The 11,286-nt window shown below is 51.1% G+C and carries 9 protein-coding genes; 7 read left to right on the top strand and 2 right to left on the bottom strand.

The window, feature by feature from the left end:
• Positions 1 to 5 precede the first annotated feature (5 nt).
• A complete protein-coding gene (locus ABD852_RS04370) occupies positions 6 to 419 on the top strand; it encodes a hypothetical protein (protein WP_345026802.1) in 414 nt (137 codons plus the stop codon).
• 107 nt (positions 420 to 526) lie between these two features.
• Here ABD852_RS04370 and ABD852_RS04365 read toward each other — a convergent pair whose 3' ends face one another.
• On the bottom strand, positions 527 to 3,085 hold the full coding sequence (locus ABD852_RS04365; RefSeq protein WP_345026801.1) for a zinc-dependent metalloprotease: 2,559 nt from the start codon (positions 3,083 to 3,085) through the stop codon (positions 527 to 529).
• A gap of 72 nt (positions 3,086 to 3,157) precedes the next feature.
• On the bottom strand, positions 3,158 to 4,450 hold the full coding sequence (locus tag ABD852_RS04360) for a M16 family metallopeptidase (protein WP_345026800.1): 1,293 nt from the start codon (positions 4,448 to 4,450) through the stop codon (positions 3,158 to 3,160).
• Positions 4,451 to 4,552: 102 nt separating this feature from the next.
• On the opposite strand from ABD852_RS04360, the gene ABD852_RS04355 reads away from it, so the two are divergent.
• The 6 genes from ABD852_RS04355 to lptB all read left to right on the top strand — a co-directional run bounded on the left by ABD852_RS04355 (position 4,553) and on the right by lptB (position 11,279).
• A complete protein-coding gene (locus tag ABD852_RS04355; RefSeq protein ID WP_345026799.1) occupies positions 4,553 to 5,560 on the top strand; it encodes a glycosyltransferase family 9 protein in 1,008 nt (335 codons plus the stop codon).
• Positions 5,561 to 5,721: 161 nt separating this feature from the next.
• Positions 5,722 to 6,858: a non-hydrolyzing UDP-N-acetylglucosamine 2-epimerase gene (gene wecB, locus ABD852_RS04350; RefSeq protein WP_345026798.1), complete on the top strand. Its 1,137-nt coding sequence runs from the start codon at positions 5,722 to 5,724 to the stop codon at positions 6,856 to 6,858.
• A 94-nt stretch (positions 6,859 to 6,952) separates the two neighbouring features.
• Entirely contained in the window at positions 6,953 to 8,044 is a 1,092-nt protein-coding gene (locus tag ABD852_RS04345) for a glycosyltransferase family protein (protein WP_345026797.1), read from the top strand.
• A 135-nt stretch (positions 8,045 to 8,179) separates the two neighbouring features.
• The gene (locus ABD852_RS04340; protein WP_345026796.1) at positions 8,180 to 9,088 is read left to right on the top strand and encodes a hydrogen peroxide-inducible genes activator; all 909 of its coding nucleotides are present in this window, start codon (positions 8,180 to 8,182) and stop codon (positions 9,086 to 9,088) included.
• Between the two features lie 130 nt (positions 9,089 to 9,218).
• Positions 9,219 to 10,502, top strand: coding sequence for a T9SS type A sorting domain-containing protein (locus tag ABD852_RS04335; protein ID WP_345026795.1), 1,284 nt, complete (start codon positions 9,219 to 9,221; stop codon positions 10,500 to 10,502).
• 45 nt (positions 10,503 to 10,547) lie between these two features.
• On the top strand, positions 10,548 to 11,279 hold the full coding sequence (lptB, locus tag ABD852_RS04330) for an LPS export ABC transporter ATP-binding protein (protein ID WP_345026794.1): 732 nt from the start codon (positions 10,548 to 10,550) through the stop codon (positions 11,277 to 11,279).
• The last annotated feature ends 7 nt before the right edge of the window (positions 11,280 to 11,286 follow it).

Below are 11,286 nucleotides of genomic sequence, written 5' to 3'. Positions count from 1 at the left end.
TAAAAATGAAAAAGACCGTTTTGTTATTAGGGACTCTGATGGTAGTCGGGGGCCTTACTTTCAGCTCCTGTTCAAAAAGTACCAAAGAAGAAGCGACCGAAACTGCTGAATCCGCAAAGCAGGATATGAAAGACGCGGCAAATGCAGCCGAAGAAACGCTTGACAACGTAGCAACTGACATTAAGCAGGGGGCCAATGAGGCAGTTTCTGACGTGAAAGACGCAGCCAACGAAGCCGGCGCGAAAATCGATGAAAAAATCAGCAAGCTTAACGCCGCGGCGAAAAAGGAGTACGATGCGATCGAAAAAGACCTGAAAAAAGTAGATGAGGATATAAAGAACGCGACGGCAGAAAAGAAAGCCGAGCTGCAAAAGGCCAAGGAGCGCCTTGAAAAAAGAAAAAAAGAGATCCTGGGTTGATATAACCCTAAAAACCAAAAACCACTGGCAGGAATTTCCCACCAGTGGTTTTTGGTTTTTATGCCCCCGGGCTTTTTGTAATTTTAAAAAATCCGGCGCCTGACCACCTATTGGTTCGGATTGAGTGCGAGCGCGATACGCTGACTGAGGTCCTGCAAATGGAATTTGCTTAACCGGTCCCCGGTTTTGGGAATTGCCGCCTGTACCTGCCGTTTCAGGCTTTCGAGATGGGCCCGCGCAATCGAAGGCAAATCCGTCTGCGACAGCTCAACTGGCCGGATAGAAATGCCATAAGTAACACCCGGAGGAATCGAAGGCACTACCGCCCTGCCCGGTTTTAGCTGCGCAATCAGGTTTTCTACAAATACCTTCTGCAAGTTTCTTCTATACACATCGATCACCCTGCCGGCAGCCAGCTCCGACCAAATCCCCTTCCCGAGATCAGTGAACAAGTCATCAAGCGAATAGGCGCCCCGCGCGCTGCCGGTTTCCATCAGGCGCACCACCCGGTCCCCGGCAAACAAAGACGCCAGGGTAGCAGACTGGATCGCTTTAATGGCCTCGACGCCGGTTTCCGGCTTCAGCTTATTCACGACAGAAGAATCCAGCAGCCAGGTCGGCGTCAGAAACAGTTGTTCATTAAGAAAGGCTATTGCCTCGCGCTGCATCTCTTTCGGAACTGCAGCAAAAGCCGGCCCCTGCATGTCATAGGTAACCGGGTTGTCATAAATCCCGCCAACATTCTTGGTTACATGCCCCAGGTACCTCCGGTACTGGCCTACCACATTGCCGTAGAGCTCCTCAAGCTCCTTGTAGCTCTCACCGTCCTCCCTGCTCCATTCGACCAGATTCGGCAATATACGCTTGAGGTTCATGATTCCATAGGCGGAAGCTTTCATCGCATTGTCCCCCAGATCCTCCGACTGGTACCGGGGATCATGAGGATTTATTTCCGTTCCAAAACGAAGTGCCGCCTTCCGGTACGCTTCCTTGGTCCATTGGTTCAGGATGGCGCGGTCATCTTCCCCTTTTTCGAAAAAGCTATAGCCCCACTTAATGGCCCATTTGTCATAATCACCCACACCCGGGAAGAAGTGGGTCACACCGTCGCCGGGTTGCGCCACATAGTTGAAACGCGCGTAATCCATAATAGAGGAAGTGTGCCCGTTTTTGGCCAGCCATTCATTGTCACGCAGTTTTTCTACCGGAGTAGCCGAGCTGGCGCCAAAATTATGTCTGAGCCCCAGGGTATGCCCGACTTCATGAGCCGCAACAAACCGTACCAGGTCGCCCATCAGCTCGTCGTCAAATTTCTTCTTACGCGCCCTCGGATCCACGGCAGCAGTCTGCACCAGGTACCAGTTTCTCAGTAGCCGCATCACGTTGTGATACCAACCGATATGGCTTTCCAGGATTTCGCCGCTCCTGGGATCATGTACATTGGGACCATAAGCGTTTTGAATATCTGCGGCAAAATACCTGATAACCGAAAAACGCGCATCTTCCAGGCTCATCGTACTGTCTGATACGGGCCAGTCAGCGGCTCGGATTGCATTTTTCCAACCTGCATTTTCGAAGGCAGGTTTCCAGTCCTCCACCCCGGCTTTCAAATATTTCCGCCACTTCTCGGGCGTTGCAGGATCGAGGTAAAAAACAATGGGCTTTTTGGGCTCTATCAGTTCCCCTGCTTTCTGACGTTTCGCATCGGCCTCATTTTTAGGCTCCAAACGCCAGCGAACGGCAAAAACCTGCTCTTCCGCCCGGTGGGATTCTTCGCCGAAAACGGTATACTTATTGGCGAAATACCCTACCCGGTTGTCGAAAAGCCGGGTCTCCATCGGGACTTTGGGGAGAACAATCAGGGAAGTATTCATATCGAATGTCACCACCCCTGCGTCGCGTCCCGAGGGCATGTAGTTGCCCACCTGGGGAACGGGCGCAGTTGTAACCATCGGCGGCACCACTGCGAACGTTTTGGTTGTTTTGATTTCAACGTTGGCCGGATAGGCGCTGATCTTGCTTATAAAAGAAGCATCTTTCTTGAAGGCAGACAATTTTAGCATCTGCTTCGAAATCGAGCTCAGTGAAAACGTCTGGTTGTCTGCATTAAAGTAATCACTTACTTCAACCACGTAGCTCTGATGCTTATCCGCTTTCTTTAGCGCTTTTACATCGAACACCCCGATAATAGGATCGGCTGCCGAATTCCGTACGGCTTCTGCAATCGGCCGGGCACTGTCCGGGCTTACCGTCAACACCGTAACCGACCGGAGCAAAAGATTATTCTCAGGACCTTTTTCCCAGCGGATCATCTGGCGGTTCACCTCCTCTCCACCGAAAACGCCGCCGCCGCCCGCCACGCGCGAAAAGCGGGTAACCGACATGATGTCGCGGGCAAGCAGGGAATCCGGTACTTCCAAATACCATTTATCCCCTACAAAATGAACGCCCATCAAGCCTTTCTGGCTTTTTGCTGTACTGTCAATCACTTCGTTATAGGGCTTCGGGCCTTTTTTCTGAGCGGCTTTCGCCTTGTCGGCCCCCACAGAGGATGCGGTCTTTTCAGTTTTTACGGGCTCTTCTTTTTTCTTTTTCTTTTTTTGGGCAGGACTTACTTGCACACTTGCAGCCACAATTACGGCTGCCAATAACAATCGTTTTAGCATTAGTAGAGTTTGGTATAGTTAATAATAGTTTGTTATGATAATAGTCTGTTATGAACTACTGCTTTGGAATTGCTACTCTTCCGGCAAATAAGTCAGTATTGAAAACCGCCTCTCATCGAATACCTCCTGAGCCACGTCCTGTAGCTGCCGGGCACTAATCAGCCTTATCTTTTCAAATATCTCCGCCAGCGGCTCAACTTTCTGGATATCCAGCAGGCTTTTCGCCATCATGAGCATAAAACTGTTGTTACTTTCCTCCGACATGGCCAGCTGCCCCATGATCTGTCCTTTTGTAAAATGCAACTGTGCCGAGGTGAGCGGCGTGTCACGGAGTTTTTTAAACTCTTTCATGATCAGCGACATGCTCTTGTCAAGGTGCTTTCGTTCGGTACCAAAATATACGCCAAAAAAACCGGCATCGAGATAAGGCGTATAGGAAGCGTCAATTGCATACACAAAACCATGCTTTTCCCGGAGCGCCATATTGAAGCGGGAGTTCATTCCGGGACCGCCTATCAGGTTGGTCAATACAAATAGCGGGAGCCGGTTTTCGTGATCCAATGCGTAAGCCGGTGATCCCAGGGCACATTGAACCTGGGTAAGGTCCCGCTTCATGGTTTCCTGCTTCGGCTGATAGGCCCCGGGCCTGATCCTGGGCCGCGTGACCGTGGTCGCCGGTAGGTCTTCCAGGAACCTTCCTACCGTCCGGATGACTTTTTGCATGGGAAACCTGCTTACCGAAGAAAACACGATGCGTGAAGTATCCAGGTTATCCCGGATAAAAGTATTGAGATCAGGTTTGGTGAAACTGCTGACCGTCTCTGTCGTTCCGAGAATATTATATCCCAGCGAATGGCCGTCAAAAATAAGCGCGTCGAAATCATCCTGGATGGAATCTTCGGGAGAGTCCCGGTACATGGCCATTTCTTCCAGGATTACGTTACGCTCCCGTTCTATCTGTCTTTCGGGAAATACCGAGTGGAAGGTAATGTCGGCAAGCAGGTCGGCGGCTTTCGCGAAATACTCATCCAGTACCGAAGCATGAAAGCAGATTTTCTCCTTGGTGGTATAGGCATTCAGATCGCCCCCTACCCGTTCCAGGCTATTGATGATATGATGGGAGCGTCTTTTTTGAGTTCCTTTGAAAGCCATGTGCTCCCAGAAATGGGCCAGGCCCTGCTGGTGTACCTGCTCATCCCGACTGCCGATGTCAAGCATGATCCCGCAGTGGGCGATACGCGTATTCGTGACCTGTTTGTGGGCCAATCGTATGCCATTGGAGAAGGTATATAATTCATATTCTTCCTGAAGGGACTGCAATGGTACTGCTCCTGCAACCCTCTGCTTCAAATTGTAACTCGCCATCGCTGCAAAAAATCAGCACGATTTGCTCGTGCGTTACAACAAAATTACTCAATTTTACCCAATTGTAACCAATTTAATAATCCGCGGGATTTCCCCAGCTATATGGTTTTCAGGCGAATCCTAGTCATTCAGACCGCCTTCATTGGTGACGTCATTCTGGCCACTTCCCTTTTGGAAACCCTGCACAGTTCGCTTCCGGACTCGCGTATAGACGTCTTGGTAAGAAAGGGAAACGAGTCATTGTTCCGTGGACACCCCTTTCTCAGCGAAGTGCTTGTTTGGGATAAAAAAGGCGGGAAATACAGGAACCTGTTCAAGCTCCTCGGACAAATCCGGAAAAACAGCTACGATGTTGTTATCAACCTTCAACGATACAGCACAACCGGCTTTCTTACAGTTCTTTCCGGCGCCCGTATGACCATAGGATTTTCCAAAAACCCGCTTTCCCGGCTGTTCTCACGCCGGTACCCGCACCGGTTTGAAAACGGCATGCACGAAACCTGGCGTAACCACCTGCTCCTGGAATCCATTACACAAGCTCCGCTCCAAAAGCCGCGCCTGTACCCGCTTGAAGATGACCTGCAAAAGATTGCCTCCCTGCAGGAAGAGCCCTATTATTGCATCGCACCTACCTCGGTATGGTTCACGAAACAGTTCCCGGTTGATCAATGGGTAAAACTAGTGGATCAATTACCTAAAAGCCACAGGATCTACCTCTTAGGCGCCCCGGCCGATGGCGGTACCGCCGACGAACTTATACGGAAAAGCGCCCGTGATGGGGTCATCAACTTGTGCGGCAAGCTGTCGTTTCTGCAGTCTGCGGCGCTTATGAAAGGTGCTGCACTCAATTATGTGAACGACTCGGCGCCCATGCATTTGTGTTCGGCCGTCGATGCTCCGGTTTGCGCCGTCTACTGTTCCACTATACCGGCTTTCGGATATGGTCCCCTGTCAGCGGAATCGTACGTGGTTGAAACGCATGCGCCGCTCACCTGCCGGCCGTGCGGCCTGCATGGCCATAAGGCTTGCCCGGAAGGCCATTTCGCCTGCGCAACCGGGATAGAAATCCGTGAACTGGCCGCTCTCGCCGCCCGGGCCGGAGACGTTTGAGCCTGCTTGTCGTCCTGGTATTCAGCACGACAGGCATTTAACCGGCACTTACCTCAGAAAAAAAGTCTGCGCCAGCGGAGTCTTCATATTGAAATTATAATATTTATTCATACTTTTATCCTTGATAATAAAATACTATACTTTAACGATCGCGTATCATCATGAAGAAATTAAAGATTCTTTCCGTTTTCGGAACGAGGCGATGTGCCATTAAAATGGCCCCCGTCGTACACCATCTCGCGCAAATTGATACCATTGAACATCGCTCCTGCTCCACCGGCCAGCACCAACCTTTACTGGACGATTTATTGCCTTTTCTGGGAATAGCCCCGGACTACGAATTAAGTGTAGTGAAACCCGGTCAATCGGCGTCAGAAATTATTGCCGCCATACTTACCGGTATGAAAAGCGTACTGCAGGACTTCTGCCCCGACTGGCTCCTGGTACACGGCGATACCGGCACGTGCCTGGCGGCCAGCCTCGCCGCGTTTTACGAAAAAATTAAAATTGGTCATGTGGAGGCTGGTCTTCGCTCGTACACCCGCTCTAGTCCATTCCCCGGCGAAGCCAACCGGTTCATGACCGATTTTCTGGCCACCCTGCATTTTGCTCCCACCAACAGGAATGCGCTTAACCTGCTTCGCGAAGGGGTCCGCCCAAAATCCATCGCGGTTACGGGCCATACCCTGGAAGAAACTTTGCTGCAAACCCTGAAAAATACGCCCACTTTCTCGGAGGCACTTTCCATCGAAGTAAAAAATGCGTTTGAAGCCGCCCGAAAAGTACTGCTCGTCGCCTGTCAGTTTTCCGAAAACCGGGAACAACCCCTCGACAGCCTTTGCACCGCTCTGGTAAGAATAGCGCAGAAATACCCGTCAATACAAGTACTTTTCCCCTTGCACAGCCGCCCGGAAGTCCGCGAAATCCTGACCGCCCGGCTTCGGGGACAAGCCAATATATTCCTTTCACCGCCGTTGATTTATCCCGATTTTGTACTGGCGCTACGAAAATGCTGGGCCGTTATCACCGATTCCGGGAGCGTACAGGAGGAATGTGCTTTTCTAAAAAAAAGAGCGTTAATCCTGCGTGAAAATTTCGAGGGGGCCGGGAAACAGCCCGCTCCGGGGCAGGTGAAAATAATCGGAACAAACGCAGAAGCGATCGAATTTCACCTCGACCTTTTCTACGCAGACAACGAAGGGCGAAGACCCCGGCGCCTGCCGCCCCACCCGATTAACCTCTCCCCCAGCAGGAAGATAGCGGAAAGCCTGCTCAATTACGACTCGGGGTATCCCTGAGCCGTCTGAAACCGTTCCGGCGAACTATTGGTACGGAAGGCCTTTGAGGCCCCTGTTTCCCATTTACCTACTTACTAAACTTATCAACGAACGTATGAACGCGCAATTCAGACGCAGGAGGATCCTTTATCTCTCATTTAACGACGGATCGGATACCCGTGTCAATAAGGAAGTGGCCAGCCTTGCCGCGGCCGGTGCCGAGATCGATTTCGTAGGGTTGGGTGTCAGCCCGGAAACCTGTTTTGTTTCAAAGCTGAACATCAACCGTCTCTATTTTACCAGGGGGCGGCGACTGGCCCCACTTACACTCTTCAGGTATTTCAAATGCTGCTGCCATCTGCTGATTTTCAAACGATATCACTCTGTGCATGTCATCAATGAACCCCAGCTCATGGTTCTGTGGCCACTTTTGTGGCTACAAAAACGCGTAGTCGCCGACTTGTTCGATTCTATTTTTCTACGCAGGAACTGGACGGGGAACAGCTGGGGACTTCTGAAAAAACTGCTCTATAAACCCGCGGAAGTTATTTTTGTTACAGATGAGTCCCGCTTTCGCCTGTCGACCGATTACGTGAAGCGGAAAACAGTTATTCTACCTAACTACCCGCCGCCATTTGAACACCGGGTTGAACAAAATTTCAATGACGAGTGCCTTACTATTCTTTATTGCGGCCGGCTTAGCAGCGAGCGGGGCACGAAGCTCCTGTCAACGCTGATCAGGACCGGTAAACGCATCCGGATCCTGATGGCCGGCTGGATTGCAGATGCAGTTACTTACCAGCTGACGCTTGATCCGCGGGTCGAATGGTTCGGCGTGCTGAAACAGGAAAGCCTGCTCAGGCTGGCCGCGCTCCGGGCCGACTTTCTGCTGTGTATATACGAGCCCGACAGCGACTACGGCCGCTATGCAAGCCACCACAAAGTGTATGACAGCATTCAGGTAGAAAAACCAGCTATTATCAATCGCGAGATCCGTATAGCAGACTTTGTCCGGTCGAGCGGCACCGGGTTCATAATCCCGTCATTCCAGGCAGAAAATGCCGACCGGCTGTATGACGATCTCGTTTCTTTCAAAAAGCAGTTTGTTCCCAACCGGCTGTTAAAACAAAAATTAACGTGGACCGCAGTTGAAAAATTCTTTCTGAAGGCCCACAACCTCGGTCCACATCCGCCCGCTCATCCCTAGTCCGGAAAATAGGGCCTGTAACCTGAGAATGAGAGCCCGATCCATTGGCTACTTTATAGATAACAACTATAATTAACTTCTCTTCAATAAATCATCTCTATTGCCTAATTTTGCAGTTTCAATTACCGGACGCGTATGAATCTCCAACAACTCGAATATATTGTCGCGGTTGACAACCACCGTCATTTTGTACAGGCTGCGGACCAGTGCTGCGTAACGCAGCCTACTTTGAGTATGATGATCAAAAAACTGGAGGAGGAGCTGAACGTAAAAATCTTCGACAGGAACAAGCAGCCGATTGTTCCCACTGATATCGGCGCGCAGATCATCGAAAAAGCAAGGACCGTGCTAAAAGAAGCGAACCGCATACACGAGATGGCAAAAGGGTTCAATGGTGAGATGAGAGGCGATCTGCGGATTGGAGTGATTCCGACGGTTGCACCTTATATCCTGCCAATGCTGGTACCCGCGTTTACCCGAAAATACCCGGACATCAACTTCCAGGTGAGTGAAATGGTCACGGCCCGCATTCTCACTGAACTGAAAAGCGGGAATATCGATGCGGCAATTATGGCAACGCCTTTACAGGAAAACAGCCTCCAGGAAACGCTGCTTTACAGGGAAGAATTTTATGTGTACCTGTCGGAAGACAATGGGTTATATGACAAGGCCTATATTGTTCCGGAAGACATAACCGGCGATGAATTGTGGTTATTGGAGGAAGGACACTGCCTGAGCGACCAGATCCGGAAATTCTGTGAACTGCGCAAAAGCGAGCTGAACAAGCTTTTTGCCTTCCGGTCAGGAAGCATCGAAACGCTCATCCGTATGGTGGAGCGCAACGGTGGGATTACCATTCTTCCCCAGCTTGCGGCCCAGGAGCTTGTCCCGGGCAAAAAACAATTTCTGCGGCACTTCAAGGAACCGGCGCCCTACCGGGAGGTAAGAATGGTAACCAACCGTGAAGAGGTTAAGGGCCGCCTGGTGAAAGCGCTGACTGCTGAAGTCAATGCACTGGTCAAGCCGTTATTCGAGAGGGTTTAAGCGCCCCGATATAGACTTTCAAATCAAATAGACATTTTCGATTTTCATTTTCAGCCGGATTACTTGCGGTTTGACCCCGGTTTCCCGAAATTCGTAACACTATACTTTACTACTATACCTGCTGCATACTATGAAAACCAGCTTAATAACGGCGTGGCTTTGCCTTGCCGTACTCTTCAGGGCTTTCTCCCAAAGCGGACAGCCATCCATCTATTTCAAACAGGATTTTTGCGAAACGGAAGTTCCGTTTCAGTCTGCCTCACCGGGGCCCGGGCAAGTTGATTATGCCATAGCGACATCGACCGCGCAACTTCTGAACGGCAACTGCTACCTGGACGCGATCCGGACTGATCCCAGCAACGGTGGATCCATCCGTATCATAAGAACTACGCCGTTGGCCAACCCGGCGCCGAAGACCCTCCATGCCTATCTCGAGCTGGACGTCCGGGACGTGACGCAGGAAGGAACTATCGCCGCCTATTTCGCGGTCGGGAACGGCTTGATTTCTACCCATACCCTCATCCCCAATGCCTCGATCTTTTCCAAGCTGGCATTGGATTTCCACCCCGGCGGCGCATACAATTTCAGGATTACCACTGCTTCGGGCCCCGTCTTGAGCAGCCCTTTAAACGGGCGCGTCAGGCTCACGTGGGCCATGAATAACGGGGCTGAAAGTTTCACGTACCTTTCTCCTCAAAAAACAGCCGTTTCGCTTGCGCCCGGGAAGTTTGCCGTCTGGATCAACGAAGACTTGTGGATCAGCGGCGCCGGCGCCGTCAGCCCGGTCGACCTCAATAATTTTGCTTTCATTTTATCCAATGGGGCCGGTACCGTGAGGCTTCACCGCATTGAGCTGAGCGACAACGGTTTTCAATTGCCCCTGAATTTATCCCGCTTCAAAACCGAACGGAAGCTTGATGAAGTGCAGGTCTACTGGACCATGGAGGCCGGTCACACGGCCGCATTTTTCCAGATAGAGCGTAGTCTCAACGGGTACGGTTTCGAACCTATAGGCCACGTCGACGTAACCGATACAGAGCAACGCGGGTACGCCTTCACGGATCCTTCCCCTGCCAATGGCCTGAACTATTACCGTCTGAAAATGATAGGCAGCGACGGAGAAATCAAATACTCTCCGCTTTCCTCCATCAGCTTCGACCGTTCGGGACCAACTGCCACGCTAGCCCCGAACCCGGCACTGCCTGATAAAATTACGCTTCTTTGCTCAGGCTTTTTACCCGGTCAGGTAGCCCTGGTCTGCATGTCGGGTCATACTTACCGGACACAAAACCACTACGACACCAAAACAAATCTGCTTACCATAAGCCCGGCAAATCCCCTGCCCTCCGGCATCTACCTGCTACGGTTTTCCGCTGAAACGGCATTAAAAACCGTTAAAGTCGTGATACCGTAAGCGCTTTGTACTTATTTTGTACCCGAAACGGAAAGAACGGCGAAAATGATTCTCAGAACTGAAAAACTGATCAAAAAATACGGGCAAAGGATGGTGAACAACCTGGTCAGCTATCAGGTTGAGCAGGGAGAGATAGTGGGACTGTTAGGGCCTAATGGCGCGGGAAAGACTACTTCTTTTTACATGGCGGTCGGACTGGTGAAGCCCAATAGCGGGAAAGTTTTCCTGGATGACAAGGACATTACCAATCTGCCGATGTACAAACGTGCGCGGCTGGGAGTCGGTTACCTGGCCCAGGAGGCTTCCGTATTTCGCCAGCTTACAGTGGAAGAAAACATCAAAGCCGTTCTTGAGTTCACCAAACTCTCAGGCGCAGCCCGGCGTGAAAAGATGGAAGAGCTCCTGGAAGAATTCAGCCTGCAGCACGTACGAAAAAGCAAGGGATCTGTTTTGTCCGGAGGGGAGCGGCGGCGCACCGAAATAGCCCGTGCACTGGCGGTAGATCCGAAATTCATCCTGCTCGATGAGCCATTTGCAGGCGTTGACCCCATTGCGGTGGAAGACATTCAGCACATCGTGGCGAAGCTCAAGCACAAAAACATTGGAATCCTGATAACCGACCACAATGTAAACGAAACGCTTTCTATTACAGACAGGGCTTATCTTCTTTTTGAAGGCAAGATCCTGAAGGAAGGAAGCGCTGAAGAGCTCGCCGCAGATGAGCAGGTGAGAAAACTGTACCTGGGTCAGCACTTCGAACTCAAAAGAAAAATCTGAGCCGGCC

The sequence above is a fragment of the Ravibacter arvi genome (assembly GCF_039540405.1).
GTDB classification, from domain to species: domain Bacteria; phylum Bacteroidota; class Bacteroidia; order Cytophagales; family Spirosomataceae; genus Ravibacter; species Ravibacter arvi.
Note: the sequence above shows the minus strand (reverse complement) of the source record. Positions and strands in the feature narration are given on the sequence as shown.